General features: G+C 66.4%; 28 protein-coding genes, 4 tRNA genes and 1 pseudogene. 15 read left to right on the forward strand and 18 right to left on the reverse strand.

What is annotated here, in order from left to right; all coding sequences use genetic code 11:
• Window positions 1-7: 7 nt before the first annotated feature.
• Window positions 8-769: a pyrimidine reductase family protein gene (locus AC5Y5V_RS15740; protein WP_499936860.1), complete on the reverse strand. Its 762-nt coding sequence runs from the start codon at window positions 767-769 to the stop codon at window positions 8-10.
• Between AC5Y5V_RS15740 and zapE the strand changes: the two genes are divergently transcribed.
• Window positions 768-1,859 carry a cell division protein ZapE gene (gene zapE, locus AC5Y5V_RS15745; RefSeq protein ID WP_499936861.1) on the forward strand — a complete coding sequence of 364 codons (1,092 nt, stop codon included), beginning with the start codon at window positions 768-770 and terminating at the stop codon, window positions 1,857-1,859. The two genes, AC5Y5V_RS15740 and zapE, sit on opposite strands and share 2 nt — an antisense overlap.
• On the opposite strand, the pseudogene AC5Y5V_RS15750 reads toward zapE, so the two are convergent.
• Both AC5Y5V_RS15750 and AC5Y5V_RS15755 read right to left on the reverse strand, forming a co-directional pair.
• A pseudogene (locus AC5Y5V_RS15750) lies at window positions 1,784-2,372 on the reverse strand (GNAT family N-acetyltransferase). The gene zapE and the pseudogene AC5Y5V_RS15750 overlap by 76 nt on opposite strands.
• On the reverse strand, window positions 2,360-2,905 hold the full coding sequence (locus AC5Y5V_RS15755) for a hypothetical protein (protein ID WP_499936862.1): 546 nt from the start codon (window positions 2,903-2,905) through the stop codon (window positions 2,360-2,362). Before AC5Y5V_RS15755 ends, AC5Y5V_RS15750 begins: the two are co-directional and overlap by 13 nt.
• Before the next feature lie 158 nt (window positions 2,906-3,063).
• Between AC5Y5V_RS15755 and AC5Y5V_RS15760 the strand changes: the two genes are divergently transcribed.
• The 6 genes from AC5Y5V_RS15760 to AC5Y5V_RS15785 all read left to right on the forward strand — a co-directional run bounded on the left by AC5Y5V_RS15760 (window position 3,064) and on the right by AC5Y5V_RS15785 (window position 7,564).
• A complete protein-coding gene (locus AC5Y5V_RS15760; RefSeq protein ID WP_499936864.1) occupies window positions 3,064-3,381 on the forward strand; it encodes a DUF732 domain-containing protein in 318 nt (105 codons plus the stop codon).
• Window positions 3,382-3,631: 250 nt separating this feature from the next.
• Entirely contained in the window at window positions 3,632-5,137 is a 1,506-nt protein-coding gene (locus tag AC5Y5V_RS15765) for an alanine/glycine:cation symporter family protein (RefSeq protein WP_499936866.1), read from the forward strand.
• Between the two features lie 22 nt (window positions 5,138-5,159).
• Window positions 5,160-5,606: a DUF2834 domain-containing protein gene (locus tag AC5Y5V_RS15770; protein ID WP_499936868.1), complete on the forward strand. Its 447-nt coding sequence runs from the start codon at window positions 5,160-5,162 to the stop codon at window positions 5,604-5,606.
• Window positions 5,603-6,562 (forward strand): alpha/beta fold hydrolase, encoded by a 960-nt coding sequence (locus AC5Y5V_RS15775; RefSeq protein WP_499936870.1) that lies wholly within the window; start codon window positions 5,603-5,605, stop codon window positions 6,560-6,562. The genes AC5Y5V_RS15770 and AC5Y5V_RS15775 overlap by 4 nt, the downstream gene beginning before the upstream one ends.
• A 250-nt stretch (window positions 6,563-6,812) precedes the next feature.
• Entirely contained in the window at window positions 6,813-7,019 is a 207-nt protein-coding gene (locus tag AC5Y5V_RS15780) for a three-helix bundle dimerization domain-containing protein (protein ID WP_499936872.1), read from the forward strand.
• Window positions 7,020-7,318: 299 nt separating this feature from the next.
• Window positions 7,319-7,564, forward strand: a complete 246-nt coding sequence (locus AC5Y5V_RS15785; RefSeq protein ID WP_499936874.1) for a three-helix bundle dimerization domain-containing protein — start codon at window positions 7,319-7,321, stop codon at window positions 7,562-7,564.
• Window positions 7,565-7,622: 58 nt separating this feature from the next.
• Here the strand turns inward: AC5Y5V_RS15785 and AC5Y5V_RS15790 are convergent, their stop codons facing one another.
• The gene (locus AC5Y5V_RS15790; RefSeq protein ID WP_499936876.1) at window positions 7,623-7,868 is read right to left on the reverse strand and encodes a hypothetical protein; all 246 of its coding nucleotides are present in this window, start codon (window positions 7,866-7,868) and stop codon (window positions 7,623-7,625) included.
• A 439-nt stretch (window positions 7,869-8,307) separates the two neighbouring features.
• On the reverse strand, window positions 8,308-8,700 hold the full coding sequence (locus tag AC5Y5V_RS15795) for a DUF805 domain-containing protein (RefSeq protein WP_499936879.1): 393 nt from the start codon (window positions 8,698-8,700) through the stop codon (window positions 8,308-8,310).
• 165 nt (window positions 8,701-8,865) lie between these two features.
• On the opposite strand from AC5Y5V_RS15795, the gene AC5Y5V_RS15800 reads away from it, so the two are divergent.
• Window positions 8,866-9,375: an O-acetyl-ADP-ribose deacetylase gene (locus tag AC5Y5V_RS15800; protein WP_499936883.1), complete on the forward strand. Its 510-nt coding sequence runs from the start codon at window positions 8,866-8,868 to the stop codon at window positions 9,373-9,375.
• Here AC5Y5V_RS15800 and AC5Y5V_RS15805 read toward each other — a convergent pair.
• Complete coding sequence (locus AC5Y5V_RS15805; RefSeq protein ID WP_499936885.1) at window positions 9,372-9,863, reverse strand: MBOE_33420 family protein; 492 nt, start codon at window positions 9,861-9,863, stop codon at window positions 9,372-9,374. The two genes, AC5Y5V_RS15800 and AC5Y5V_RS15805, sit on opposite strands and share 4 nt — an antisense overlap.
• Before the next feature lie 77 nt (window positions 9,864-9,940).
• Window positions 9,941-11,011 carry an alpha/beta hydrolase gene (locus AC5Y5V_RS15810; RefSeq protein WP_499936887.1) on the reverse strand — a complete coding sequence of 357 codons (1,071 nt, stop codon included), beginning with the start codon at window positions 11,009-11,011 and terminating at the stop codon, window positions 9,941-9,943.
• A gap of 522 nt (window positions 11,012-11,533) precedes the next feature.
• Between AC5Y5V_RS15810 and AC5Y5V_RS15815 the strand changes: the two genes are divergently transcribed.
• A complete protein-coding gene (locus tag AC5Y5V_RS15815) occupies window positions 11,534-13,315 on the forward strand; it encodes a PE domain-containing protein (protein ID WP_499936969.1) in 1,782 nt (593 codons plus the stop codon).
• A 747-nt stretch (window positions 13,316-14,062) separates the two neighbouring features.
• On the opposite strand, the gene AC5Y5V_RS15820 is transcribed toward AC5Y5V_RS15815, so the two are convergent.
• The 4 genes from AC5Y5V_RS15820 to AC5Y5V_RS15835 form a co-directional block, all read right to left on the reverse strand.
• A complete protein-coding gene (locus AC5Y5V_RS15820) occupies window positions 14,063-15,007 on the reverse strand; it encodes a hypothetical protein (RefSeq protein ID WP_499936889.1) in 945 nt (314 codons plus the stop codon).
• 166 nt (window positions 15,008-15,173) lie between these two features.
• A tRNA-Val gene (locus AC5Y5V_RS15825) sits at window positions 15,174-15,248 on the reverse strand.
• A gap of 17 nt (window positions 15,249-15,265) precedes the next feature.
• Window positions 15,266-15,336, reverse strand: a tRNA-Cys gene (locus tag AC5Y5V_RS15830).
• 28 nt (window positions 15,337-15,364) lie between these two features.
• A tRNA-Gly gene (locus AC5Y5V_RS15835) sits at window positions 15,365-15,437 on the reverse strand.
• A 179-nt stretch (window positions 15,438-15,616) separates the two neighbouring features.
• Here AC5Y5V_RS15835 and AC5Y5V_RS15840 point away from each other — a divergent pair.
• Window positions 15,617-15,691, forward strand: a tRNA-Val gene (locus tag AC5Y5V_RS15840).
• A 141-nt stretch (window positions 15,692-15,832) separates the two neighbouring features.
• Here the strand turns inward: AC5Y5V_RS15840 and AC5Y5V_RS15845 are convergent.
• The gene (locus AC5Y5V_RS15845; RefSeq protein ID WP_499936891.1) at window positions 15,833-16,825 is read right to left on the reverse strand and encodes an NAD(P)H-quinone oxidoreductase; all 993 of its coding nucleotides are present in this window, start codon (window positions 16,823-16,825) and stop codon (window positions 15,833-15,835) included.
• A gap of 100 nt (window positions 16,826-16,925) precedes the next feature.
• Here AC5Y5V_RS15845 and AC5Y5V_RS15850 point away from each other — a divergent pair, with 100 nt between their 5' ends.
• Entirely contained in the window at window positions 16,926-17,615 is a 690-nt protein-coding gene (locus AC5Y5V_RS15850) for a type 1 glutamine amidotransferase domain-containing protein (protein WP_499936893.1), read from the forward strand.
• A 23-nt stretch (window positions 17,616-17,638) separates the two neighbouring features.
• On the forward strand, window positions 17,639-17,926 hold the full coding sequence (locus tag AC5Y5V_RS15855; RefSeq protein WP_499936895.1) for a hypothetical protein: 288 nt from the start codon (window positions 17,639-17,641) through the stop codon (window positions 17,924-17,926).
• Window positions 17,927-17,931: 5 nt separating this feature from the next.
• Here AC5Y5V_RS15855 and AC5Y5V_RS15860 read toward each other — a convergent pair whose 3' ends face one another.
• From AC5Y5V_RS15860 to AC5Y5V_RS15870, 3 genes are all read right to left on the reverse strand, one after another.
• Window positions 17,932-19,179 carry a DUF7373 family lipoprotein gene (locus AC5Y5V_RS15860; RefSeq protein WP_499936898.1) on the reverse strand — a complete coding sequence of 416 codons (1,248 nt, stop codon included), beginning with the start codon at window positions 19,177-19,179 and terminating at the stop codon, window positions 17,932-17,934.
• Complete coding sequence (locus AC5Y5V_RS15865) at window positions 19,176-20,732, reverse strand: long-chain-fatty-acid--CoA ligase (protein ID WP_499936900.1); 1,557 nt, start codon at window positions 20,730-20,732, stop codon at window positions 19,176-19,178. Before AC5Y5V_RS15865 ends, AC5Y5V_RS15860 begins: the two co-directional genes overlap by 4 nt.
• A 67-nt stretch (window positions 20,733-20,799) precedes the next feature.
• The gene (locus AC5Y5V_RS15870) at window positions 20,800-21,111 is read right to left on the reverse strand and encodes a hypothetical protein (protein WP_499936902.1); all 312 of its coding nucleotides are present in this window, start codon (window positions 21,109-21,111) and stop codon (window positions 20,800-20,802) included.
• 115 nt (window positions 21,112-21,226) lie between these two features.
• Here AC5Y5V_RS15870 and AC5Y5V_RS15875 point away from each other — a divergent pair, with 115 nt between their 5' ends.
• Together AC5Y5V_RS15875 and AC5Y5V_RS15880 are read left to right on the forward strand one after the other, a co-directional pair.
• A complete protein-coding gene (locus AC5Y5V_RS15875; protein WP_499936904.1) occupies window positions 21,227-22,162 on the forward strand; it encodes a catalase family peroxidase in 936 nt (311 codons plus the stop codon).
• A gap of 20 nt (window positions 22,163-22,182) precedes the next feature.
• A complete protein-coding gene (locus AC5Y5V_RS15880) occupies window positions 22,183-22,950 on the forward strand; it encodes a sulfite exporter TauE/SafE family protein (protein WP_499936907.1) in 768 nt (255 codons plus the stop codon).
• Here AC5Y5V_RS15880 and AC5Y5V_RS15885 read toward each other — a convergent pair.
• Together AC5Y5V_RS15885 and AC5Y5V_RS15890 are read right to left on the reverse strand one after the other, a co-directional pair.
• Window positions 22,940-24,037, reverse strand: coding sequence for a glutamate--cysteine ligase 2 (locus AC5Y5V_RS15885; RefSeq protein WP_499936909.1), 1,098 nt, complete (start codon window positions 24,035-24,037; stop codon window positions 22,940-22,942). The genes AC5Y5V_RS15880 and AC5Y5V_RS15885 overlap by 11 nt on opposite strands.
• A gap of 33 nt (window positions 24,038-24,070) precedes the next feature.
• On the reverse strand, window positions 24,071-24,505 hold the full coding sequence (locus tag AC5Y5V_RS15890; protein ID WP_499936911.1) for an anti-sigma factor antagonist: 435 nt from the start codon (window positions 24,503-24,505) through the stop codon (window positions 24,071-24,073).
• 155 nt (window positions 24,506-24,660) lie between these two features.
• Here AC5Y5V_RS15890 and AC5Y5V_RS15895 point away from each other — a divergent pair, with 155 nt between their 5' ends.
• A complete protein-coding gene (locus AC5Y5V_RS15895; protein WP_499936914.1) occupies window positions 24,661-25,257 on the forward strand; it encodes a TetR/AcrR family transcriptional regulator in 597 nt (198 codons plus the stop codon).
• 4 nt (window positions 25,258-25,261) lie between these two features.
• Here the strand turns inward: AC5Y5V_RS15895 and AC5Y5V_RS15900 are convergent, their stop codons facing one another.
• Window positions 25,262-25,936, reverse strand: a complete 675-nt coding sequence (locus tag AC5Y5V_RS15900; protein ID WP_499936916.1) for a DedA family protein — start codon at window positions 25,934-25,936, stop codon at window positions 25,262-25,264.
• Window positions 25,937-26,027: the final 91 nt, after the last annotated feature.

The following is a 26,027-nucleotide window of genomic DNA, read 5'->3' on the forward strand; positions in this document are numbered from 1 at the left end:
GTAGCGGTCAGGCCCTGACGTAGCGGGTGTACAGGTAGCCGGCGTCGTCGGTCAGGACGTGGGCACACCGCATTTTGGTCAGCAGCTGGCCCGGACCGGTCGCGATCCGCCGGGCCAGACCGCCGACCAGGTAGGGCGCGATGGTCAGGCACAGCTCGTCGAGCAGTCCGCGCTGCACGAACGAGCCGAGCAGCATCGGGCCGCCTTCGGTCAGGATGCGGCGAAAACCCTGAGCCGTCAGGGCCGCCAGCACGGCGTCCTCGTCGACCTTGGCGGGATCTGCGGGATCGGGGCCGGAGCAGTCGAGGACCTCGGCGACGTCGGAGAGCATGCGGCGGGTGGAGTCGGCGGCCGCGGCGCAGGTCAGCACCAGCGGCGGCACCTCCGTGTGGGCGAACACGCCTAGGTCCCGGTCGAGGCGGCCCGACTTGGTGACGATCGCGAGCTGCGGGACCTCGCTTTGCCCACGGGCCTGCCTTCGTTGGCGCTGCGCTGCGCTTGCGTGCGCGCCCGAGTAGCTCTCGATCCGCACCGTGCCCGCGCCCACCAGCACGACGTCGGCGAGTTCGCGCAGCAGGTTGAAGATGAGCTTGTCGTCGTCGCTCGCCATCGCGGCGGTGGCGCCGTCGGCGGTCGCGCCCCCGTCCACACTGGTGATGAAGTTGGCTCGCAGCCAGATGCCGTCGTGGTCGGCCGGATAGTCGTAGAGGCCGGCCAGTTCGTCGTCGCCGACGCTGCGTCCCGATTCGAGCATGCTCAGTGCGGGCATGAGTTTGATTGCAGCACGCCGCTACAGTGCCTGCATGCACGGGTCCAGTAACCGTCCGGTGGCGCACCTGGTGGACCGGCACCCGAGCGTGTCGCCGGAGCGGCTGATCTCCCAATTGCGCCCGCCGCCGACGTTCGCCGACGTGAGCTTCGCGACGTACCGCCCCGATCCGGCCGAGCCGAGCCAGGCCGCGGCCGTCGTCGCCTGTGAGGAGTTCTGCCGGCAGGCCGTGCAGCGCCGCGCGGGCCGCAAGAAGCTGTTCGGCAAGCGGGAGGTGCTGCCCGGTGTCGGGCTCTACCTGGACGGCGGGTTCGGGGTCGGCAAGACGCACCTGTTGGCGTCGGCCTACTACGAGGTGCCCGGTCCCGGCGCCGGCGGCCCGCCGAAAGCCTTTGCCACGTTCGGCGAGCTGACCCAGCTGGCCGGGGTGTTCGGCTTCGTCGAATGCATCGACCTGCTGGCCGACTACTCCATGGTGTGCATCGACGAGTTCGAGCTGGACGACCCGGGCAACACGACGCTGATCTCTCGGATGCTCTCGTCGCTCGTGGAGCGGGGCGTGTCGGTGGCCGCCACGTCCAACACGCTGCCCGAGCAGCTCGGCGAGGGCCGATTCGCCGCACAGGACTTCCTGCGCGAAATCAACACGCTGGCCGAGATTTTCGAAACCGTGCGGATCGAGGGGCCGGACTATCGGCACCGCGATCTGCCGCCGGCGCCCAAGCCGTTGTCCGACGGGGAGGTCGCCGCGCGCGCCGCCGAGGTGGATGGCGCGACGCTGGACGATTTCGACGCGCTGTGCGCGCACCTGGCGACGATGCATCCGTCGCGGTACCTGACGTTGATCGAGGGTGTGACGGCGGTGTTCCTGACGGGAGTGCACGCCCTCGACGACCAGAGCGTGGCGCTGCGGCTGGTGTCGCTGACCGACCGGCTCTACGACGCGGGCATCCCGGTGGTGGCGTCCGGGGCGAAGCTGGACACCGTCTTCAGCGAGGAGATGCTGGCCGGCGGCTACCGCAAGAAGTACCTTCGGGCCACGTCGCGGCTGCTGGCCTTGACCTCGAAGACGTCGCACACCATCACGTAGTCGTCCTCGAGGCGATCGCCGACCTGAAAAGTTCTGGTGCCGCTGACCGTAAACCCGCTCTTGAGGTAAAAGCGTTGCGCGCGAAGGTTTTCCTGGTTGACACCCAGCCACACGCAGCGCGCGCCCCACTGCGCGGCGGTCTCCAGCGCGGTGTCCATCAACGCCGCCGCGGCCCCGGAGCCGTGAAAGTCCGGCAGCAGGTAGCTTTGACAGCTCGGCGGCCGGGCGCGCTGTGACGGCCCGGCGCACATCGGGGTCCTCGGTGACACCGCGAATCAGCATCGCGTAGCCGACGATGCCGTCGTCGTGCCGTGCGACGAAGATCGCGCGTCGCGGATCGGCCCGGTACTCGGCGAAGCGCCCGGCCGACAGGTTGGCGTCGATGAACGCGGCGATGTTCTCCGGAGCTGTCGCGGGCGGACACGCCAGCGGAAACGTGCGCGCGGCTAGGTCCGCGAGTTCGTCGGTGTCGAAGCAGTCAGTGACCCGGATGGACGGCGTTACAGGTTCCACTGCGCCAGGTGCTGGCCGGTCTTGCGGTCCAGCAGCACGACGTTACTCACCGGGTCGCGATAGGCGTCCCAATAGACGCCGCCGCGCACGATCGCTCCCTGCGGGGCGTTGACGAGCACGTTGTCCAGGTTGTCCGGCGCGTCGTTCGGGCGGGGCTTGTAGGCGTCGGCGAACGGTGTCACGCCGTCGAACGCGAAATTGGTGCCCATGATGTAGGAGTTCGGCACCCGCACGGCCCGGATCGTGACGTCGGCCCGTGTGACCGTGCTGTCGGGAAAGCTCTTGACCGGCACGCCGCTGCGCGTGTAGCCGAATCCCGGCGGCGGGTCGCACGGTGCGACGCTGCTGACGGTGATGTCGGCGACGTAGGTGCCGGTGTCCACGCGCAGGGTGTCGCCGATGCGGCCGATCGGTGCGTCGCCCGCCCAGGCGCGGGGCAGGCCCGTGCTGGTCGCGACGGTGCCGCCCACAGCGACCAGCAAGGCCAGCACGGCGACGGCGAACGCGGTCAGGACGGTCAGCCAGCGGCGCATCGTTGCCTCCTCGGCTCCTTCGGCGGACCCTCGCATGATGACACACGCGCCATAGCAAAGGGGAGGGGTTCGGGTCAGCCGTCCGCACCGCCGCAGCGGTCCGGCGCCGTCACGAACGGGATGCGCATTGACCCGCGCGGTGAGACGATCAGTGCACTGTGAAGCCATTACTCTTCGGCCTGACCGGCCTCGCCCTCGTGATCGGCTCGGCCGTGCCCGCCCACGCCTACACCAGCGACGAGGAATTCCTCGCGACGGTGCAGGCCGCCGGCATCAGCTACCCGGACCCGCAGCGGGTGATCGCCGCGGGCAGATGGGTGTGCCAGCAGGCCGGAACCGGCGCGCACATGGCGGATCTGGTCAAGAGCGTCGAATCCATGAACCCCGGGCTCACCGAGGACAAGGCCGCCAAGTTCGCTGCCATCGCCGCCCACGTGTACTGCCCGAGCGCCGTGGCGGTAGTCAACGGCAATTAGTGGTGATCGCGAGCTCGGCGCACGCTGCGCTGAGCGCGGCACACGCTGCGCCGAACGTGAACTGGCTGCGAAAATGCTGCGCTGATTCCGCAGCCAGTTCACTTTCGGGGAAGGGCGCCCGCGCGGCTGTGAGCGAGCCGTAACACCGCGGCTACACGGCGCCGGGTTAACGAAACGTGTACTCAACATTTCGTCTTTACGATTCTGTGACCGACGTAGTGATCGCGTGTGTCCAGGAGAGGAAGCAAATTTGGACTTCCTTCAGGCGCACGTGATCGATCCACTCAGCAACGTCCTGAACACCTACGTCCTCATCTATCTGCTCCTCGGTGTCGGCCTCTACTTCACGGTGCGCACCAGGTGTATTCAGATCCGCTACTTCGGACGCATGTTCCGTCAGCTCCGCAGATCCCACCGCCAAGACGGTGGGATCTCGTCCTTTCAGGCGTTCTGCGTCGGCCTGGCGTCGCGGGTGGGCACCGGCAACATCGCCGGTGTCGCCATCGCGCTCACGGTCGGCGGGCCGGGCGCCATCTTCTGGATGTGGGTGGTGGCCGCGGTCGGCATGGCCACCTCGGTCATCGAGGCCACGCTCGCCCAGATCTTCAAGGTCCGCTCCGGTGACGGGGCCTTCCGCGGTGGTCCCGCCTTCTATATCCAGCGCGGGCTGCACTCCCGCGCCGGCGGTGTGTTGTTCGCCGCGCTGCTGACGGTCACGTTCTCGACCGCGTTCAACATGGTGGAGACCAACTCGGTCAGCGCGGTCCTGAAGTCATCGCATGGCATCCCGGTCGGGTGGACCACGGTGGGCCTGGCGCTCTTGGCGGCACCGGTGCTGTTCGGTGGCGTGCGCCGGGTCGCCAAGTTCGCCGGGATGGTGCTTCCGGTAATTGCGTTGTTGTATGCGCTGATGGCGCTGGCGATCGTGGCGCTCAACATCACCGAACTGCCGAGGGTGATCCAGGAGATCGTCGGGGGCGCTTTCGGAATCAAGCAGATGGCGGGCGGCTTCGCCGGCGGAATCGCGGCGGCGATGCCCACCGGGATCAAGCGCGGCCTGTTCGCGTGCGAGGCCGGGATGGGGAGCTCGCCCAACATCGCCGGCGCCGCGACCGTGGCACACCCGGTGGAGCAGGGCCTGATCCAGTCGCTGGCAGTGTTCGTCGACACGATGGTGATCTGCACCGCGACGGCGATCATCGTGCTGATGTCGGGCGTCTACGATCCCGCCCACACCGGCACGCTCTCCGGTGCCAGCCTGACGCAGTCGGCGATCGCCGCCGATATGGGGTCGTGGACGACCGTATGGATGACCGCGGTGGTGTTCTTCTTCGCGTTCGCGTCGGTGCTGAGCAACTACGTGTGCGCCGAGGCCAACCTGTTCTTCCTGGGCGGGCGCCGTTGGGGGACGACAACGCTGAAACTCGTGACGCTGCTGTCGATCGTGTTCGGGGCGATGTCCCAGCTCACGGTGGTCTGGGCGCTCGCCGACCTGGCGATGGGCGTGATGGCGATTACCAACCTGATCGCCATCTGCCTGTTGAGCCGGTGGGCGTTCGCGGCGCTGAGGGACTACCAGCGTCAGGCGGCGCTGGGACAGGAACCGGTCTTCGTTGCCAGCGAGGCCGACTTGCCCGGTGTCCTCGACGACGACATCTGGGAGATTCCCAAGCGCGTGCCGGTCGGCGAGCTGACCGAACCGCGACCGGCGCGTCGGGTCGTGCTGCGGTTGTCGCGGGTGTCGTCGGCCGCTTAGCGGCTCCCTTACTGTTGAGCCCGTGGAGCAGACAACTTCGACGCTGCCGACGTCCCGCAAGATGCTCTGTGGGGTTTACGCGGTAATTGCGCTGGCCGCGCTGATCGCGACCTGTAGTCAGAACCTCGCCTACCGCCACGATGCGGCCGGCTTCCTGCTGAATTTCCTGCGGGACACCAAGGTCAACCCGGCGTCGCGGAGCATCACTGTCGACATCCTTTTGTTTCTGCTCGCCGCGACGATACTGATGGTGATCGAAGGCAGAAAGCATGGAGTGCGATTTGTCTGGCTGTACGTTCTCGGCTCCTTCGCGATCGCTGTCAGCGTGACGTTTCCCCTGTTCCTGATCGCTCGCGAAATCCGTTTGGGCGCAGCCGAACCGCCACACCTCAAGTCGGCGGACACGGTGTTGCTTGCGCTGCTGGCCGTTGTCGTCGGAGCTCTCACCGTCTGGATCGGCGCGCTGTGAGGCCGGGACGGGCCGCGGGCCTCGCCCTGATCGCGACCGGGCTGACTTCCGCAGGCGCCCGGGCGCTGGTCGCGCGGATCGAGGGGAACTCGAATCCCTATTCCCGCGAACAGCTTCTCGCCGAACCGCAGGGGGAGGAGACGCTGATCACCCGCCCGGACGGCACGGTGCTGCGCGCGCTGTCGGCGGGTCAGGGTCCGCCGGTGGTTCTGGTGCACGGCTACACCGTTCGTGCGCAGGAGTGGAATGTCATCTGGGACAAGCTGCAGACCAAAGGGTTTCGCGTCATCGCATTCGACCAGCGCGGCCATGGGGCTTCCACGCTGGGCTCCGACGGTATCGGCTCTGAATCCATGGCGGCCGACATCGCCGCTGTCCTAGCGCATTTCGACGTTCGCGACGGCGTGCTGATCGGACACTCGATGGGTGGGTTCGTCTCGATCCGCGCCGTGCTCGACCATCCCGACATCGCGCGGCGCCTGCGCGGGTTCGTGCCGTTCGCCACCTGGGCGGGCCGCGTGCTGGACGGGGCGCCGCAGAACCGGCTGCAGATTCCGCTGCTGCGGTTGGGCATCCTGCAGCGGATGCTGCGCAACAGGACCGTCGCCATGTTGTTCGGTGCCGCGCAGTGCGGCAAGCACCCCTCGCCGGAGATGATCTCGGTGTTCCTCGAATCGTTCCACGAGCATCTCGACGCGCATGGGCCGCTGCTGCCGATCGTGCGGGCCTTCTCGGCCGAGGATCGCTACCCGCGGCTGGGCGAGATCGCGGTGCCGACGGTCGTCATGGTCGGTTCCGCGGATCGCACGACGCCGCCTAGCCATTCGCGTCGCCTTGCCGCCGGAATTCCCGGTGCGCGACTGGTGACCATTCGCGATGCGGGTCACCTGCTGAACTGGGAGGCCGCCAACGAGTTGGTCGAGGTTGTCGAGTCCTTCCCCGCGCGCCCTGCGTGATTTTCGCCGAGCTGCGCTGACGGCATCGAGACTGCGCTGACGGCGTCGTCCGCGCCGAATTCGGCGCCGTGAGCGCGGGCTCGTTGCCCTGCCCTGCAGGTCGCGTTTTCACAAGGGCCAGTTGGATTTTCGGTGTCGCACGGGGCAGTTGGGGTCTGTGGTGCTCACGTGGCAGGTCCAGTACACGCCGCCGTCCGCCCACCGGCGCGGGGCGTTTACATCCACTCCGTCAAGGGGAAAGCTGCTGGCTATGAGCCGGGCCACGCAGATCAGCGAGGAACCACTGCTAGCGCACATCGAGCGGCGATTGATTGACGAATTCCCCAGGGTCTCCGCCGAGGATGTCGACGCGCTGGTGCGCCGAGAGCACGCGCGCTTCGATGACAGCCCGATCCGGAGCTTCATCCCGTTGTTCGTCGAGAAACACGCGCGCGACGAACTCTCCGGCACCGCCTAGCAGTCGGAGCCGTTCACTAGGCCCGCCGCTCCGGCGGCTGGCGTTCATCATGATTTTTTCTGCTGTTAAGGACGCGTTTTCCGCCGCGTAGGCTCCATTGCCGCTTTGCGGCGCCGATCCCTTTGAGGACTCCCTGAGCCGCATATGAAGCTGGATTCGTGGGCTTTTGGGTGACGGGAGCGGCGTCGCGGCGGGTTGCTGCGCGCGGCTCGCATCGGGTGGTCCCGAGCCGCCGACGCCCGGTCCACGGAAGCGACGACGCGTTTTGATCCGAGTCGCCGCGAGGATAGCTTCGCGCTATGACACGGGCCGTTCTGATCAGCGAGGAGCCGGTGCTGGCGCGCATCGAGCGACGACTGATTCACGAGTTCCCCGAGGCTTCTCCCGAGGCCGTCGACGCCTTGGTGCGCCGAGAACACGCGCGATTTGACGACAGCCCGCTGCGGGGCTTCGTCCCGCTGTTCGTCGAGAAGCACGCGCGGGACGAGCTGGCGCTCACCGCGCGCTCGGGCACCCGTCGCTGTAGTCCACCCGTCAATGCGTGATGCCGTTGACCCATCCGGCGCGCAGCCGGGCGGGCTCTGACAGCGGTCGATTAGGCGGTCACATGCTGCCGGGCGTACCGACGGGAACCTGCACACCCATCCAGTTGCACGGCGTCCAGGTCCGCCACGCGATCAGCGCGCACTGCTGCTCGGCGGTCAGTGGGCTCGGCCCCGCACACGGTGGGGTGTCGGGGCCGCCGCACACGTTCGGATCAGCGGAAGCGGGCGTCAGGTTTGCGAAGCTGGCCGCGCCGATCGCCAGTGCGGTAGCCGAGATGGCTGAGATTCGTCGGATGCGATTCATGGCTAACTCGAATCTTTAGACAACGGATTGATGATAAGCCCGCCCCTGACGGGTGGCGAGGGTCTTGTCACTTTCGGCAAACAATTACCCATGTGCAGAGTCCGACCACGTAGCGGCTCGCACCGCCAGGGATGATTCCTCGAACGCAGCTGCTGTGGTTTGCATGCTCGCCACCATCTCACCGACCACCGACAAGGCTGCTGAGGTGTCTTGCACGGCACCTGGCGGGTGCGGCACGGGAAATGGGGCCGGCCTAACTAGTTCGACCTGAAAAACCCTTGACGGGTTTTCGGGTTGGCTGTGGGTGCTGATTTCGGTGCCGTTGGCTCGTCGTCGGGTAGAGATTATTCGGCAAGGGTGCCGATCTTGAGGTGGCGGGGGAAGACGCCGTGTCCGGATCAGCGAGACGCTCGACGTCGACTGAGGTCACATACGGGAGCTACGCCGGTACGCCGAACTGCTCATCCGTCGGTGAAGTTTCCGCGGCCAACGGATCCGGACCGAACCGGTTGCGTCCGTCGGTGCCCTTGAGCGCAAACCAGATATAGAGCCCGATGGGCCCGATTATCGGGATGATGCCGAGCAGCAGCCACCAACCTGATTCGTCGAGATCGTGCAGGCGCCGCACGGCGATGGCCCAATTGGGAATGAAGGTGGCAAGACTCACGAGCACGGACACGAGCCCGATGTTCAGCTGGGCATCGACGATGGCCGCCGCGACGGTGACGATGAGAGTAAAAAGAGTCCAGTACCAAAATTCGGATCGGCTGGCTCGATCGCTGAAATTGAAGTACTTGCTGAACCCGGTCGAAATTGCCGTTCCGAAACCCATTGTGTCTCCCCGATTAAAGCCCGGTGCGGAATCGAAACGCTACCACTGCCGTGCCTACAATTGACCCGTCGATTTCAAGTGGAGTACTCGACTACGCATAGGCCCTAATGCCGCGCGCTGAGAGGGGAAACCTGCCAACGGCGCTCTGGCGGGCATACTGGCGTCGTGCCGGTCATCACCGCCGTTCTCGGCGACATCACGACGCAGGGCGTGGATGCGATCATCAATGCCGCGAATAACCGCATGCGCGGGGGTGGCGGCGTCGACGGCGCGATTCACCGCCGCGGCGGCCCGGCGATCCTGCGCGACTGTGTCGCGAGGTTTCCCAACGGGCTGGCCACGGGAGATGCCGGATGGACGACGGCCGGTGACCTGCCCGCCCGCTGGGTGATCCACACCGTCGGACCGAACTACGCTGCCGGGCAACGTGATCGGGCGCTGCTGACGTCCTGCTACCGTCGTGCGCTGCAGGTCGCCGACGAACTCGGCGCCCGTAGCCTCGCCTTTCCGTTGATCAGCACGGGCGTTTACGGCTGGCCGCGACTCGACGGCATCGCGGCGGCGGTCGAGACCATCGCGACGGCGAACACGCACGTCGAGCAGGTCAGCCTGGTGGCGTTCGAGTCCGACGCGCATCGTGAAGTCCGGGCCGCGCTTTCCGAGTGGACGGCCTAACGCGGCGGCGGATCGATCGGATGCAATGAAATCGGCAACCAGTAGACGCCCGGTCCCGCGCCCGGGCAGCCGGGCCCGTCGACGACGAATGTTCGCTCCCCCCAGAAGCTTCCGTCGGGATTGGGGACCAGGAAGTCCGATCTGCGGGAGGGCACGGTGCCGTTGACGCCGGCGGCGTCACAGAAGTAGGGGTAATCGCTGCTGGATTCCCAGCGGCCGTTGTTCCAAGTGTAGACGTAAACGTCTGTCGCGGTGGGGTTCTGGACGATCGCGGTTTCTCTGAGCCACTTCATCGTGCATCCGTTCACGTCACAGGCGGTGGTGAACAGGCCGAGCATGTCCGACGGGTCCATCGGTGTGGGTGCGCCGTTGAACGTCAACTTCGTCCGGTCGATGTAGGCGTTGTAGTACCCATAGACGGGGACCGGTTCGGCGCGGTCCGCATGTGCGACGGGGTGCACTGATGCGCAGGCGGCGACGAAAGCCACCGACAGGAGTTTCCACACCCTGTCTGGTTAGCAGATCAAGCGGGCTTCTCGTTGCGGAATCGGCGCATGCGAGCCATTCAGTCGGTGGCCTCGCGGATGTAATTGCCGATCTGGCGCAACGAGCGGATTGCTTCGGGCAGCAGTGGTGCTGCGATCTGAAAGTCGTGGATCTGACCTGGCCAGATCCGGATTTCGGTCGGCACGCCCGCAGCGGCCAGTTTGGCGGCGGCCAGTTGTGCGTCGTGGAGCAACGCCTCGGATCCGGATACGTGGATCAGCGTCCGCGGTAGGCCCGGTGCGATGTGCTCCAACGGCTCGTACAGCGGTTCGGGTTTGCCGTCGACCATGTTCTTTTCGGCCGCTTTGGCGACTATCGCGACCAGTGCCTGGAACGCCCGCGCCGGAAACATTGCATCCGTGGTGTCGCTCGCGTGCGCTTGCCGGTCGGCCGCGGTCAACTGCAGCAGCGGCGACATCGCGACCAGAGCCGCCGGTTCCTCGCCGTCTTGCTGGAGTCTCTGGGCGAGCGCGAGCGCGAGGTACCCGCCCGCGGAATCGCCGACCAAGACGATTTGGTCCGGCTCGTAGCCCTGCTGTCGAAGCCATAGGTAGCCGTCGTGACAATCCTGCAGAGCTGTCCCGACCGAGTGCTTGGGCACGAGCCGATAATCGACCGCCAGAACCGGGGAGTCGGCAAATTGTGACAGCGACTCGATGATTCGGCCGTGCGTGTTCACCCCACATGTCAGGAACGCTCCGCCGTGCAAGTAGAGAACCACCCGGCGGGTTCCGTCGGCGGGCAGCACTCCCGAGGCGCGGACCAGCTGGGCCGACGAGTTCGGCAAGCTCACCCTTGCCCGGACGGCGGTGGTTGCTGGGAGTAGTAAGCGCGCGGCGTGGTCGATGAGGTCCCAGGGCCATGGCAGATGGGGAACGCGGCTGCCCACGGCCAGAAACGGTCGGATCGTCAGCCGGCTGGTCACCGCCAGCATTCGCGCGGCGATGCTGGGGCCGGACTCGAGGACCTGTACCTCGGTGCCGTCGTTGCGGGCAGAGCTTCGCGCCCGGCCCCCGCGGGGTCGGAGAACATCGTGCGGATAGCGCGCATCCCGTGGTGGGCAGTTCGATGTCGCAAGGGGCACAGTCATCGTCGATGCTTTCTGTGTCGCAGTTTCGGCCGCCAGCCCGCCGCCGCTCGATGGTGGCACATGCTTAGTGCCTCGGAAGCCGAAATTCGTTATGCGAGTTCGCAAATGCAACAGGTCGATTGCCTTTCCGGTGCGGGCGTTGCGCGCTGTCCAGCTGATCTTCGGGGTGGAATCGAGCCCGGGGCGTCCGTGGCTGCGCAGGGCCCTTGCTGGACCGCGTTTGTGTCGCACGTGCCGGCCAGCGCATGTCTGCCGCGGTCTGGTGGGTTTCCCTGTGTTTCAGGTGAAGTGGTAATTCGTATTGCGCAACCGAATTAATGCGTGTTGCAACTTGTATTCCGCGGACCCATGAATTGCAACTAAACGGTTGTATATCCACCGCTTTGTGGTGTGTCATTGTGTGCGCGACGGAAACCGGTTTAGAGTAACGAACAACATTATCCGGCTTTTCAAATCCGGCTGGCCGGGGCCGAGTCATTCCTTTTTAAGTCGCAAGGTGGTGCGTAGGTGTCTTTTGCTTCGGTGGTCCCGGAATCGCTGGCTGCTGCGGCCGGCGATGTGTCCGACATTCGGACGGCGATCAAGGCGGCGCATGCCGCCGCGGCGGGGCCGACCGTCGGGTTGGTGGCTGCCGCCGAGGACGAGGTGTCGAGGGCGATCGCGGCGTTGTTTGCTGATCACGCAGCGACCTTCCAGGCGCTCAGCGCGCGAGTGACGGCCTTTCATGCGGACTTCGTGCGGTCCTTGGCCGCGGCGGAAGAGGCCTACGCCAGCGCTGAGGCGGCGGGTGCGTCGCTGTTGCGCGGCGTGCAGCAGAGTGCTTTCGGTGCCCGGCTGGCCCAAATAGCCGCGTCGATCAACCTGGGCGTCGGAAATATCGGAGATTACAACCTGGGTAGCGGCAACACCGGGGACTTTAACCTGGGCAGCGGCAACAAGGGGAACGCGAATTTAGGCAACGGCAACATCGGTGGACAGAATGTCGGCAGCGGTAACCTCGGCTCATACAACCTGGGTCGCGGCAATACCGGCAGCACGAACCTCGGCAACGGCAACAGCGGCAGCCTCAACCTTGGTAGCGGCAATATCGGCGACTCCAACTTGGGCCGCGGAAATATCGGCAACACCAATCTGGGCAACGGCAACACAGGTATCGGAAACGTTGGCGGTGGAAACACCGGCGAGCAGAACCTCGGCATGGGAAACAACGGGATCCGTAACGCGGGTATGGGCAATACCGGCGACCAGAACATCGGACTGGGGAACACCGGGGATAACAATTTTGGCCTAGGCAACCTTGGCGTCGGTAACATCGGCTTCGGAAACCAGGGAAACGGGAACATCGGCTTCGGGCTTACCGGCGATAACCAGATCGGGTTCGGCTCGCTGAACACCGGTACCGGCAATATTGGGATCGGAAACTCGGGCAACAACAATATCGGATTCTTCAACTCGGGCAACGGAAATGTCGGCTTCGGCAACTCGGGTAATGGAAACGTCGGGCTCGGCAATTCAGGCCTGGGCGATCCGAATCTCGGACTCAACTTCACCATCAACGAGGCCAGCTCGGACTGGGGTATCGGGAACTCCGGCATGCTCAACACTGGTGTCGGAAACTCGGGTCAGTTCAACACGGGATTCGGCAACGCGGGCGACCTGAACACCGGCTTTGGCAACGCAGGCTCGATGAACACAGGATCGGCCAATTCAGGCTGGGCGAACACCGGACGGTTCAACTCCGGCTCGCTCAACACGGGGATGTCGAACTCCGGCGATTACAACGCCGGCGGCTTCAACGCGGGCGACGGCAACACCGGCCGGTACAACGCCGGCAGCGTCAACACGGGCGCTTACAACTCGGGCTATACCAACACTGGTGGATTGAATGCCGGCGACGTGAACACCGGATTCGGTCACGCCGACAATGGTTCAGGCGACAGTTCAGGCTTCGTCAACGCGGGCTATGGCAATTCAGGCATCTATCAATCCGGACAATTCGAATCGGGTGCCGGCAACGGGAATCGTAACCACACGACCAACCAGCACAATGCCGGTCTGGAAAATTGGGGGAGCGTTAACTCGGGTTACGGCAACTTCGGAAATAACAACTCAGGCTTCCGAAACACCGGACCGAGCATCGTTCCCGGGCCGACCGCTGACTACAACTCTGGGTATGTGAACACAGGAGTGCAGAATTCGGGATTCTTCAACGCCGGGACGTACAGTTCGGGCTTCGGCAATGCGGTCTACGGCAACTCCGGCTTCTTCAACGTCGGCGATAACCAGGCGGGTTTCTTCGCCTAGGCCGGGGCGGCGGTCGGGCCTGCGCGGTCGCGTCGCCCTCAGTGACGACTCGCGTCGTCGACCGGCGTCGCTGCCCAGCTGCGAATCGCGGCGCCGAATTCGTCGGACCCGACGAAGGTTCGGCGCCCTGCATGGCCACGGCGCTGCCCTGGGAGGGTCGCTTCCAGGCGGGTGAGCTCCGGGGACGCAAGGCAATCTCGGCGCCACCCCAGACGATCAGCGTCGGCAAGTGGGCAATGTCTGCCGGACATCTTCTGAAGTCCGACAATACGTTTGACTGATGTTCGCCCATGTCGCGCGTGCTGCTCGGTTGGCTCTCGGTACAGGTCAGTCGCGTTACTTGCCCCGTCAACTCAAGGTAGCTACCGAAAGATTTAGCAAGGTCAATTGCCCGCTTCGATAGCAGCGACTTTTGCTACAGCGTCGGAGCCGCAAAAACGCTGGAGGCTCACCGCGCCGGTTGCAAGCAAGTTGTCAATGCGACGTTTGTCGCCTGAGGAGAGGTCGGTGGCGATGCCGAAGTTCTGTGCAGCCCATGCGTGCGACGCAGGTGACGGCGTTGGCGGCGCTGATGCGACGACAGCGAGACATCGGAGATTGCCGCGATCGACGAGGCCGGCGAGGTGGCTCCATCGGGTCAGGGCGGGATAACGGCGATCGCAAACACGCCGAATGGGCCTTGGGACGAATCGCAGATCTCAAGTTCTGAGACGTGAATGCGGCTAGCGACGCAATGGGAGCGGCCTACTAGCCGAACAACTCTTGGGACCAAGCGCTGATGGTTGGCGCTAGGCGTTCGGGCACGTGGCTATCGGCTGCGCGACGTGCGCCAGGGGCGCGGCACGCGGCTTCGTAAAGGCAAACGGCGCACTCGGTCATGTTCAGTGCGGCGGCAAGCCCGTCTGCAATCATCCCGAATAGAACCCCGCCGCGCGCGTAGTCGGTGGTCCACGAGTAGCCGTGGACGAAACTGGACCCGTACGAATAGAAGGACCGAGCGCCCTGCTCTAGTCCAGAAGCTCCAAGCTCTCCGGTGTCATGCGGCGGCAGGTGGTCGTCCACCCATTTCGCGGCGTGCGTAATCGTCTTAGTGAAAGACGGTAGTTTGTTGTATGAATACGTGCTTTTCAGACTTTCAACCAGGGCTGCGTGCTTCACGCGGTGAGCGTTGTTGTCGTCAATGATGTGCTGCGGTCGAGGATTGCGACCACGTTGCTCGAACTCGGCTTCCAGTTTCAGAAAGTAACTCTGCTGTTCTAATTGCTCCATCTCAACACTCATGCTGCGGTCGCGGCGTACCTCTCGTTCTGGATCGCTGAGCAGCCAAATAGTGCGGGCCGAGGTCTCCATCGCAGAACGGCACAACTGCATGATGGATGAGGCGTAGAGGTCTCGTGTCTTCGAGCGTTCCTCAACGAGCAACGCAACTGCATAGAGGTTCTCAGTCGCATTCATCATGGGGAACAGGCACTCTTCGGTCACTGCGGCATCGCCCGAAAGCGCTAGGGGATAGGCGGCCTCGAAGGCGTCGTCGTCAGCCGCCAACGGACTACCAGGTTCGGGATGGTGTGGATGTAGCCCCCATTGCCGCAGTTCGCGCGCTCGGTTCGCCCGATTGTCTATGCGGTCAAGTACTCCGCCGCTCGCCACGTTCGCCAGCGCTTCAAGCGCCTTTTGAAACGGATGTGCCATGTGCTCTACCCCCGAAACGTCAGGCTTTCACTATGGCAAGCCGGGGTGACAGGCAGACGTACGCGCCGCGCGTGTCAATGAAGGCTCCCCGCGAGGAGCAGTTGCGCGTATGTTGCGCGAAGCTTATAGGGACTGGCTAAATAGAGCCATTGAACTGCGGTAATACTGGTGCGCGATACTGGGATTGAACCAGTGACCTCTTCCGTGTCAGGGAAGCGCTCTCCCGCTGAGCTAATCGCGCCGGGAGGTTCAATTCGGAGGTGGAGACGGGAATCGAACCCGTGTGCACGGCTTTGCAGGCCGTTGCCTCACCACTCGGCCACTCCACCGCTGGGGTTGATGCCAAAAGCACCTTCGAGCGGATGACGGGATTCGAACCCGCGACCCTCACCTTGGCAAGGTGATGCGCTACCAACTGCGCTACATCCGCGCGCAACGGACGAGATCGTCGCCCGGTGCGAAGCACGACGATAGTCCAAGTGAGCGGGCGCACACAAATCTCTTGGTCGACCGCGTGTCTAGGCTAGCGTGTGGCCAGGTCGCGTGCCATGGGCGCGACTGAGGGGCGGGGGCTCGTGCTAGTCTTCGACCTCGTTGCCTCTCGGCGCCGGTCCCGTGGCTCAGTGGAAGAGCGTCCGCTTCACACGCGGAAGGTCGCTGGTTCGATCCCAGCCGGGACCACCAGGTCAGGGCCATATTGCCCATCGACCGCACGCCTCGCCGCCGCCCTGACCAGCGATAAGCGTGAGCAACCTCCGGGCTGCCCATCGGCCGGCCTCACGCAAAAGCATCACGGTGACGCCAAATGCGCGCGGCTTCGAAAAGTCAGGGCTCGCGGACGATCAGTACGACCTTGCCGACCGTCTGGTCGGAGTCCAGGAGCTTGTGCGCCTCAGGAGCCTCGGTGATGGGTACCTCGGCGGCGACGACGGGCGCGACGGCCCCCTCCGCGATCAGCGGCCACAGCCGCCGCCGCAGTTCCGCCACGATCTCGGCCTTGGAGCCGGGGCCCTGTCCGGGGCGACGGCGCAGGTTGGTCGCGTGCACCGACCCCCGCTTGAACAGCAGTGCGCCGAGGTTCAGGGTCGCCTCGGTGCCGCCTTGCAACCCGATGATCGTGAGGTGGCCGTTCTCGGCCAGGGCTTCGATGTTCTTGGCCAGATAGCTGCCGCCCATGATGTCGAGGATGACGTTGGCGCCCGAGTGCTCAGCTTTGACCACAGCCGGGAAATCCTGCTCGCGGTAGTTGATCAACGTCTGCGCGCCCAGGTCGCGGCAGCGGTCCAGCTTGAACTGCGTTCCGGCCGTCACCGCCACGTTGGCGCCCAGCGCCCGGGCCACTTGTATTGCGTGGGTGCCGATTCCACTGCCCCCGCCATGGATCAGCAGTGTCTGTCCGCTGTGCAGCCCGCCGGTCATCACCACGTTGGACCACACGGTGGCGGCGGCCTCGGGCAGCGCGGCGGCCGCGGTGACGCTGACGCCCTCCGGCACCGCCAGGACCTGGGTGGCGGCCACGTTCACCCGTTCGGCGTAGCCGCCGCCGGCCAGCAGCGCACACACGGCATCGCCGGGCGCCCAATCCTGCACTCCGCCACCGACTTCGGCGACCACGCCGGAAACCTCAAGACCAGGGATTTCGCTGGTACCCGGCGGCGGCGGGTAGTGGCCCATGCGTTGCATGACATCGGCGCGGTTCACTCCCGCGGCAACCACGTCGATGGCGACCTCACCGGGGCCCGGTGCCGGCAGGTCGTCGACCCGGGCCCACTGCATCACCTCAGGCTCGCCAAAACCGTTGAGCGTTATGGCATACATGCAGCTTCCTCCTGGCGTGCGCTACCGAGTGGTCACATGACCGAGCGTACGGATGGCCGGCTGGTGGCATTAACAGCGCGAAAACGGGAATTGTTGGAACATGACCAAGCGCATCCTGAACGTCGTCAGCAACGTCTCCCACTACGAGGACCCGTCAGAACCGACCGGGCTGTGGCTCTCGGAGTTGACGCATGCCTATGACGTCTTCGCGGAGGCGGGTTACGAGCAGACGATCGTCAGCCCGAAGGGCGGCCCGTCGCCGCTGGAGCCACGCTCGCTGAAGTTTCCCGCCTACAACAAGAGCGCCAAGGAGTGGAAGGCCGACGACGCGAAGATGGCCCTGCTGGACAACACCGCATCACCTGACGAGATCGACTCGGCGGAATTCGACGCGATCTACTTCACCGGCGGTCACGCGGTCATGTTCGACTTTCCCGACAGCGAAGGACTGCAACGCATTACGCGCGAAATCTTCGAGCACGGCGGAGTCGTGTCGTCGGTCTGCCACGGCTACTGCGGCCTGCTCAACACGCAGCTCTCGGACGGGAAGGTGCTGGTCGACGGGCGCAAGCTCACCGGGTTCGCCTGGCTGGAGGAGGTGTTGGCCCGGGTCAACAAGTTGGTGCCCTACAACGCCGAAGAAGAGATCAAGAAGCGCGGCGCCCGCTACGAGAAGGGTCTGATTCCCTTCGCCTCGCATGTCGTCGTCGACGGGCGGCTGGTGACGGGCCAGAATCCGGCGTCCGCCAAGGCGACGGCGGAGAAGGTCGTCGCCGTGTTGGAGGGTTGAGTTCTACTGGTTAGGGTTCGTCGATGGGCAATGAAGGTATCGGCACCCTGCGGCTCGAATGTCCGCAACAGCATGGCGTCGGCCGGGTCCTGCGGGAGGCCGCGCATCACGCGATCCAGTATGACCCCGGCGCCGCCGTCGGCCCGCGTGAATTCTGGCCGCAGGAGGACGAGCAAGGCAGATTCAAAGCGCACTGCCGGCACTGCGACAAACCGGTGTGGGGCCCGTCGGCGGCGCTGCAGGCCAAGCTAAGCGAGTTGATCGCCAGCGACTCCGAGACCCACGCGACCGCCACGCTGCAGTACCTCTAGCCCGGTCACTTGCCGGCCAAAATCCGGTACTGTGCGGACACCTGCTGCATGACGTCTTTCTGGGTGTCCGAGAAGACGGTGTAGGCGTAACGGTCCGCTTTGGCCACGCATTTGAAGTGCCACTGCATCATTCGGAAGGTAGCGGGGGCGTCGGGCGGCTGCGTCGGGCCGTTCCGTTGGAAGCACTGCGCGGCGGGGAACCCCGGCACGCTGTCGGCCAGGGGCTTGACGTCGGGGCTGTGTCTGACCTGATCGGCGAGGAAGCTCATCAGCCGCTGCGCGGCGTCGGCGTTCGTGGCCTGATACACCGTCGCCAGCCGCTGGGCCACGTAATCCACGCCGGCCGCCTGGAGCGCGGCGGCCGTCCCGCTCGGATCGACCGCGAAGTGCGGCCAGCCCGCCCGCTCCCACACGCCGGCGTTGAACGGCAGCTTGGCGCCCTCGCGAACCAGGGTGGCCGCCAGCAGCCGCCCCGACGGGTCCACCGGCAGCGACGCGAGGTTGGCGGAATCGGTCGGGGCGAACTGGTCGATCAGCCTGGTTTGCCGGTCCAGGGCCAGCTCGATGATCAGCTCGGGCATGGTCTCCACGCCGTGGCCGGGACGGTTGAAGGCGGTCTGATAGAGCACGTACGGCCCGTGCGCGGTGAAGCTGGCGACGGCCCGGGCGCCGCCGTTCTGCACGTACCTGACCGCCAGCGCTTCGGGGTGCTTCTCGATGGCCGCCGGCTCGTGCGGCGAGTCGCCGGGCAACGTCGGGTTGGCCGCGGCCAGCTCGGTGGCCGCGGCGGTCGCGGCGGCCGGGTCGGCGAAGCGCAGCACGACATTGGTCATTCCCCGCCACGGGGGAGAACCCGGGGACGTCCGCGTGCTGGAGAATCCGGTGACGTAGCCGTGCTTGGCCGCGACGTCGGACATCGCGGTCCCGAAAGCCCGCTCCAGGGTCGGAATGCTGGGGATGTCGCCGATCTCGATGAACAGCTCGAGTATCGGAAACTGCGTGATCGCCTCGTCGACCTGCCACGGGCCCACCACGAAATCGGCGAGCCGGTGCGCTTCCAGGACGGTTTGCGAGAACTTGTCGTCGCCGGCGGTTCCGAAGATATGACCCAGCGTGGTGGGATAGGTGCCGGTGTCCATCAGGGCCACGTTCGCGGTGTCGGCGTCCTTTCCCTTGGCCGCCGCCCCGTCCACCGTGGTTGTACAGCCCGTCAGGAGCGCAGCCGACGCGACGACCGCCGCCAGGCGCCTCATATACTCCGCGCCTGGCTCTGCCAATACGGTTCGCGCAACGCGGCTTTGAGGATCTTGCCGCTGGCGTTGCGGGGAAGCGACGGCAGGAAGTCGACGGTCCGCGGGCACTTGTATGCGGCCAGGCGGGTCCGGCAGAACTCGATGATGTCGGCGGGCGCCACTTCGGGGGTGTTGGTGACGACGATCGCCTTGACCGACTCGCCCCAGAAGTCGTCGGGCACACCGATGATCGCGGCGTCGTCGACCGCGGGATGCTCGATGAGCACGCTTTCCACCTCGGGCCCGTACACGTTCTCGCCGCCGGTGATGATCATGTCCTTCAGCCGGTCCTCGATGTAGAGGTAGTCGTCGGCGTCAAGGCGTCCGATGTCGCCGGTGCGCAGCCAGCCGTCGTCGGTGATGGTGTCGGCGGTTGCCTCGGGCCGGTTCAGGTAGCCGCTCATGGCCTGATCGCTGCGCGCCCAAATCTCGCCCGGCTCACCGGGATTGCGCGGTTCGCCGGTTTCCGGGTCGACGATCCGCAGTTCGGTGCCGATCGCGGCCTTGCCGGCCGACAGCAACAGGTCGGGCCGGTTCGGGTCGCGATGGTCGGCCGCGTCGAGCGCGGTGACCGCCCCGCACAGCTCCGTCTGCCCGTACACCTGGACGAAGTTCACCTGCGGCCAGGTCTCTAGAGCCCGCTGCAGCAGCGGCACCGGCATGGGCGCCGCCCCGTACACGAGGTAGCGCAGGCGCGCGACGGCGTCGCGGGCCGCGTCACCGCCGTCCAGGAACCGGGCGATCACCGGTGGCACGAAAAACGCATGCGTCGCACCGTCATTCAGCGCGCGAATCAGCGTCGCGGGTTCCGGTTCGCGGGTCAGGATCGTCGGCGCCCCGGCGAGGATCCCGAAACACGCATAGCCGATTCCGCCGACATGGAACAACGGCATGGCGACCAGGTTGGCTTCCCCGTCGGCGAACGGGAACGCCGGCGCCAGGTTGACGATGTGATTGACCAGCGCCCGCTGGCTCAGCGCGACGCCCTTGGGACGCCCCGTGGTGCCCGAGCTGTAGATCACCAGCGCGTCGTCGGTCGCGGGGTCACCGTCGTCGGGTGTCGCGGGTGTGGCTGCGGCGAGCAGGGATTCGTATTCGTCGCCTGACGAATCGCCTCCCACCACGACCGTGCGCTCGATGCCGGGTGCCCGCGCGGCGATGTCCCGTACCGCGGGGTGCAGTTCGGCGCCGACGAACAGCAGCCTCGCCCCGCAGTCGTTGAGCACGTGGACCAGTTCTTCGCCGATCGCCCGCCAGTTGAGGATGGTGGCCACCGCGCCGATCGACGTGGCGGCGATCAGGAGCTCCAGGCAGGCGGGGTGATTCTTGTCCAGGAACGCCACCCGGTGACCGCGCTCTACGCCCGCCGCCCGCAGCGCGCCGGCCGTGCGACTTATCCGCTCCGCCCACTGCGCCCAGGACCACTGCCGGTCACCGAACTGAATGGCGATCCCGTCGGGACGGTGCCGGGCGTGTTGCTCGACGATTCCGACAAGGGTCTCCGCTGGTGGCATACGTTCCACAATGCAGCACGACGCCCGATCGCGGCGCGGCAACCCCGCCGGCGCGCGGCCGCGCCCGCTACAGGCGCTGCGCGGTCCCCTGGCGGCTCGATCGCTGCGCGAGGGCGGTGCAGACGATGGCCCCGGAGCCGAGCGCCATCAGCCCACCCACGACGACGCCGATCCAGCTCTGCCGGGTGTTGTTGGACTCTTGCTGCGCGATGTCCCGGCGCTGGCTGTAACCGTGGCTGACGGACAGGCAGGTGTCGCCCTTCTTCATCTGGTGTCCGCCGCAGCTCACGCCGTGGTCGCCCACCAGATCGGCGACGCTGTAGATGAACATCGCGGAGCCGATGATCGTCCCCAGGATCAACACCAACCAAGTACGCATCCGAGTCCTCCCTTTCATTCGGCCCAGCGTCACCCGGCCGTCGGCGCTCAGCAACATCGGTTCAGCCCGAAGATTTCGGTATGCCACACCAGTTCCAAAGACCTACGATTCGCCAATGGGCGGCGCGGTGACTCCTGACCAGGCGATCGAGGCGATCCGGGGCACCGGCGGAGCGCAACCCGGCTACCGGGCGCTGCACGCCAAGGGCACCCTGTACCGCGGCACCTTCACCGCGACCCCCGAGGCGTCCGCGCTCTCGCGCGCGAAACATCTGGACGGCTCCACCGTCGCGGCCCTGGTCCGCTTCTCCAACGGGTCGGGCGACCCGGCGCAGCGCGACGGGGCGTCGGGGGTGCGTGGCATGGCGGTGAAGTTCACGCTGCCGGACGGGTCCACCACCGACGTGTCGACGCAGACCGCGCGGCTGTTCGTCTCCAGCACGCCGGACGGATTCGTGGATCTGCTCAAGGCGATGCGGCCCGGTCCGACGCTGCCGCTGCGCATGGCCGCGTTCCTGGTCACCCATCCGGGCGTGCTGCGCGCGCTGCCGGTGCTGCGGGCGGCGCAGCGAGTCCCCGCGAGCTACGCCACCGCGGAATACCACGGGTTGCACGCGTTTCGCTGGACCGCCGCCGACGGCAGCGCCCGGTTCGTCCGCTATCACCTGGCCCCCGCGGCGGGTGAGGAGTACCTGTCGGGGGCGGGTTCCCGCGACGCCGACTTCCTGACCGACGAGCTCGACGCGCGCCTGGCGGCCGGGCCGGTGCGGTTTCACTTCCGGGTGCAGATCGCCGGGCCCGACGACTCGACGGTCGACCCGTCGGCGCCCTGGGCCGGCACCGAGCTGATCGACGTCGGCACCATCGAGATCACCGGCCGCGACACCGAACGCGAGCACGGCGGCGACATCGTGGTGTTCGACCCGATGCGGGTGACCGACGGCATCGAGCCCTCCGACGACCCGGTGCTGCGGTTCCGCAGCAAGGCCTATTCGGCGTCGGTCAAGCTGCGCACCGGCGTGGATCGGGGTGCGGAGGCGCCGCCGGTCTGAGCGCAGTTTCCGCTTCCAACATGGTTCTGATCGGCGCGGCCGGGTTCGGCGCCGGCGCGATCAACGCGATCGTCGGTTCCGGGACCCTGATCACGTTCCCGACGCTGGTCGCGCTCGGCTATCCGCCGGTCACGTCGACCATGTCCAACGCGGTGGGGCTGGTGGCCGGTGGCGTGTCGGGCACCTGGGGCTATCGCGCCGAGTTGCGTGGGCAATGGGACCGGCTGCGGTGGCAGATCCCGGCGTCGGTGGCGGGCGCCGCGGTGGGTGCGTTCCTGCTGCTGCATCTGCCCGAGAAGGTGTTCACCCAGGTCGTACCGGTGCTGTTGGTGTTGGCGCTCGCGCTGGTGGTGATCGGGCCCCGGATTCAGGCGTGGGCGCGGGGGCGGGCGGAGGCGGCGGGGCGTTCCGCGGAGCACATCACACCGGTGCGAATGGCCGTACTGGTTCTCGGCACCTTCGCCGTCGGCGCCTATGGCGGCTACTTCACCGCCGCCCAGGGCATTCTGCTGGTCGGCGTGATGGGGGCCCTGCTGCCGGAGTCGGTGCAACGCATGAACGCCGCCAAGAATCTGCTCTCGACGCTGGTGAACATCGTTGCGGCGGTGAGCTATACGTTGGTGGCGTTCGATCGGATCAGCTGGCCGATCGCCGGGCTGGTCGCGGCGGGCTCGCTGATCGGGGGAGTGGTGGGGGCGCGTTACGGGCGTCGGCTGTCGCCGAATGCGTTGCGCGCCACGATCGTCGTGGTCGGCCTCATCGGGCTGTACCGCCTGCTCACGGTTTAGCCCCAGCCTGCGTCGCGGCGGTGGCTTCGGCGATGACATCGGCGACCTCACCCCGCTTCCGCCACGCCCGACGCTGCCGCATCGCGCCATTGCCCTCGGTCGCGATGCGGCCGAGTTCCGCTGTGACGCGGTCGTATTCACCGACCGACTCCAGCGCGGGGCGCACCCGTCGCACCAGCGCGTCCAGCTGCGCACGCGCCGGCACCGCGCCGCGGCCGTCGGCCAGATCCAGCGTCTGACCGGAAAGCCCGTCGTGGGCGGCCCTCCAGTACGCCGCCCGCAGCGCGGCCGGTGGCAGCCGCTCGACGGCGCCGCCCTCGTCGAGAGCCGTCATCACCGCGGCCCTGATCAGGCCGGCTAGCAGGACCGTCTCGGCGACGGTGGCGGGCACGTCGGCGACGCGCACCTCGATCGTCGGGAAGTCCGACGACAGCCGCACGTCCCAATAGACCATGCCCGGGTCCAGGATGACCCCGGTGTCGACCAGCATCCGCACGGTGCGGTCGTATTCGTCGACCGAGGCGAAGAACGGCGGTGGTCCCGCAACCGGCCAGCGCCGCCACAGAATGCTGCGCCAACTCGCGTAGCCGGTGTCGGCGTTGCGGTACACCGCCGAATTGGCCGACAGCGCAAGCAGTGACGGCAGCCACGGCCGCAGCCAGTTGCTGGCGTGGATCGCGGCGGCGCGATCGGGCACCTGCACGTGTACGTGGCAACCGCAGATGCCCTGCTCGTGCGCGACCATCCCGTAGGCGGCACCGATCCGGCGATATCGCTCGGTGTCGGTGACCGGGAATTCCCGCGGGGTGGCCGGCGGCAGCCCGAGGGCCAACAGGCGGACCCCGGCTGCGTCGGCCGCCTGAGCGGAGACGCGCCGCAGCCGGGTCAGCTCCTCGCCCAGTTCCGCGCTGCCGGTCAATACGGCAGAGGTGGTCTCCACCTGACAGCTGCTGAGTTCCAGGTCAAGCTCGACGCCGCGGCGTTCGGATTCCTCGGCCACCGCGTCGTTGCGGGCGACCGGTTCGCCGCTGTCGGGGTCGACGAGGAGGAATTCCTCCTCCACGCCGAAGGTGGGTACGTCACTCATGCGGCCACCACAGGACAGTGGGGCCGAACCGGCTCAGCCGGCCAGCGGTGTCGCGAGCGCGTCGTCCGCGGAGCGGTAGATGGGCAGCAGCGCCTCGAGGCCGCAGGCCTTGACGATCCGGGCGACGATCGGCTGGCGACTCACCAGGCGCAGGTCGATGCCCCGCCGACGACACCCCTCGGCCTCGTCGGCCAGCACCGAGAGTGCGCAGCAGGCCATGAAATCCAGACCGTTGACGTCGACGATGAACGGTCCGGGGGGCGTGACGACCTTGGCCGCTTCATTGACCAGGCGTCGCCAGGTGTGCTCGTTGCAGGCGTCGACCTCGCCGCCGGCGGTGATGAGCACGGCCGGTCCGCTGCGGTCGGTGGTCGCCCGCAGGGTGCTGTGGGGGTCGCCGAGTTCGTAGACCAGCCGGGTGCTGAGCATCAAGTGTGTGGAGATTGGTTCTGCAATGGCCAGGCGCATGGTGGCTCCCTAATCGACTGGCGCGGAGGGCGCCAGGATGGATGCCCGTCCTGTTGTCTGAAGACAGACTTTCCGCGAGTGCGGAATCTCATTTGTATAACAAGACAGGGCGGTCTGTCTACAGATGGTGACCTATGGATATGGTAAGGATCGTCATGAATAGCCTCGACATCGCGACGCCCGGCGCATCGGCCCGCGAGCGCATCCTCGCCGCGGCCTATGAGCTGTTCAGCAGGCGTGGAATCCGGGCCGTAGGGACCGACGAAGTGATCGAGCGTGCCGGGGTGGCCCGGGCGACGCTGTACCGCCATTTCGCGACGAAAAACGACCTCGTGCTGTCCGTTCTGGAGCGCCGTGAACAGCTGTGGACGCACGGGCTGATCGAGGAGCAGTCGCAGCTTCGCGGAACCACGCCCGAGGAGCAACTGCTGGCCATCTTCGACGTCATGCACGACTGGTTTCAGAACCGCGACGGCTACGAGGGCTGTTCGTTCATCAACGTGCTGCTCGAGTTGGGGCCGGACCATCCCGCCGGACAGGCCTGCATCGGGCATATCGACAACGTCCGCGACATCGTTCGGCAGCGCGCCGTGGCGGCCGGGCTCAGCAACGTCGAGGACTTCGCCTGGTCGTGGCACATCCTGATGAAGGGCGCCATCATCCTGGCGGCCGTCGGTGATTCGGAAGCGGCGCGCCGCGCCCAGCGGATGGCCCGCGCACTGATCGAGCAGCACCGGCCGTCGGCCGGCTGATCCTCTAGGCCGCCGAGCCGGTTTCGGCCGCCGTCGTGCCGGCCTTGCGGTGGTGCTCGGCCTCGAGTTCGGCGATCGCGCGGGATGTCCGCTCCCGCAACAGGATTGCGGCGATGACACCGCATACGACGGCGATCACCAGCGCGATCCAGGAGAAGTCCTGCAGATAGCGTTCGGCCGCTTCCCCCGCGAAGTAGACCAGCGCGGTCGTGCCGCCGGCCCAGCAGATGCCGCCCGCAACGTTGGCCGCCAGGAAGCGCGGATAGGGCATCTTCAGGGCGCCGGCCAACGGTCCGGCGAAGATCCGCAGCAACGCGATGAAGCGACCGAAGAACACAGCCCGCACGCCCCAGCGGTTGAACAGTTTCTCGGCGAGTGCAACATGCCCCGGCCCGAAGTGTTTGGGGAACCGCCGGCCCAGCCGGTCGAAGAGCGGCATGCCGAACTTGCGGCCGATGCTGTATCCGATCGAGTCGCCGATCACCGCGCCGATCACCGCGGCGGCGCCGACGCCCACCGGGTTGACGGCCAGCTCGTGGTGCGACGACATCAGCGCGGCGCTGACCAGCACGATCTCCCCGGGCAGGGGGATGCCCAGGCTCTCGACCCCCACCACGCCGCCGACGACCAGGTACACCAGTATCGGCGGGATCGACTGCAGCAGCGCCTCCACATGCATGCGTACAGAATGCCTGACCGGAGCCCACTGGCGCGAGCAGACGCAAAAGCCCCCAAATAGCGCCCGAAATGGGTGCTTTTGCGTCTGCTCG

It is taken from the genome of Mycobacterium sp. NGS68 (assembly GCF_059812195.1).

Bases quoted from the DNA above. Each gene is read 5' to 3' on its own strand.
- AC5Y5V_RS15890 (WP_499936911.1), bottom strand. From the start codon at position 24,505: ATGCGCCTGGCCATTGCAGAACCAATCTCCACACACTTGATGCTCAGC.
- AC5Y5V_RS15780 (WP_499936872.1), top strand. From the start codon at position 6,813: ATGAGCCGGGCCACGCAGATCAGCGAGGAACCACTGCTAGCGCACATC.
- AC5Y5V_RS15885 (WP_499936909.1), bottom strand. From the start codon at position 24,037: ATGAGTGACGTACCCACCTTCGGCGTGGAGGAGGAATTCCTCCTCGTC.
- AC5Y5V_RS15810 (WP_499936887.1), bottom strand. From the start codon at position 11,011: ATGACTGTGCCCCTTGCGACATCGAACTGCCCACCACGGGATGCGCGC.
- AC5Y5V_RS15845 (WP_499936891.1), bottom strand. From the start codon at position 16,825: ATGTATGCCATAACGCTCAACGGTTTTGGCGAGCCTGAGGTGATGCAG.
- AC5Y5V_RS15870 (WP_499936902.1), bottom strand. From the start codon at position 21,111: ATGCGTACTTGGTTGGTGTTGATCCTGGGGACGATCATCGGCTCCGCG.
- AC5Y5V_RS15895 (WP_499936914.1), top strand. From the start codon at position 24,661: ATGAATAGCCTCGACATCGCGACGCCCGGCGCATCGGCCCGCGAGCGC.
- zapE (WP_499936861.1), top strand. From the start codon at position 768: ATGAGTTTGATTGCAGCACGCCGCTACAGTGCCTGCATGCACGGGTCC.
- AC5Y5V_RS15865 (WP_499936900.1), bottom strand. From the start codon at position 20,732: ATGCCACCAGCGGAGACCCTTGTCGGAATCGTCGAGCAACACGCCCGG.
- AC5Y5V_RS15900 (WP_499936916.1), bottom strand. From the start codon at position 25,936: ATGCATGTGGAGGCGCTGCTGCAGTCGATCCCGCCGATACTGGTGTAC.
- AC5Y5V_RS15855 (WP_499936895.1), top strand. From the start codon at position 17,639: ATGGGCAATGAAGGTATCGGCACCCTGCGGCTCGAATGTCCGCAACAG.
- AC5Y5V_RS15755 (WP_499936862.1), bottom strand. From the start codon at position 2,905: ATGCGCCGCTGGCTGACCGTCCTGACCGCGTTCGCCGTCGCCGTGCTG.
- AC5Y5V_RS15860 (WP_499936898.1), bottom strand. From the start codon at position 19,179: ATGAGGCGCCTGGCGGCGGTCGTCGCGTCGGCTGCGCTCCTGACGGGC.
- AC5Y5V_RS15850 (WP_499936893.1), top strand. From the start codon at position 16,926: ATGACCAAGCGCATCCTGAACGTCGTCAGCAACGTCTCCCACTACGAG.
- AC5Y5V_RS15740 (WP_499936860.1), bottom strand. From the start codon at position 769: ATGCCCGCACTGAGCATGCTCGAATCGGGACGCAGCGTCGGCGACGAC.
- AC5Y5V_RS15820 (WP_499936889.1), bottom strand. From the start codon at position 15,007: ATGGCACATCCGTTTCAAAAGGCGCTTGAAGCGCTGGCGAACGTGGCG.
- AC5Y5V_RS15785 (WP_499936874.1), top strand. From the start codon at position 7,319: ATGACACGGGCCGTTCTGATCAGCGAGGAGCCGGTGCTGGCGCGCATC.
- AC5Y5V_RS15795 (WP_499936879.1), bottom strand. From the start codon at position 8,700: ATGGGTTTCGGAACGGCAATTTCGACCGGGTTCAGCAAGTACTTCAAT.
- AC5Y5V_RS15875 (WP_499936904.1), top strand. From the start codon at position 21,227: ATGGGCGGCGCGGTGACTCCTGACCAGGCGATCGAGGCGATCCGGGGC.
- AC5Y5V_RS15880 (WP_499936907.1), top strand. From the start codon at position 22,183: ATGGTTCTGATCGGCGCGGCCGGGTTCGGCGCCGGCGCGATCAACGCG.
- AC5Y5V_RS15790 (WP_499936876.1), bottom strand. From the start codon at position 7,868: ATGAATCGCATCCGACGAATCTCAGCCATCTCGGCTACCGCACTGGCG.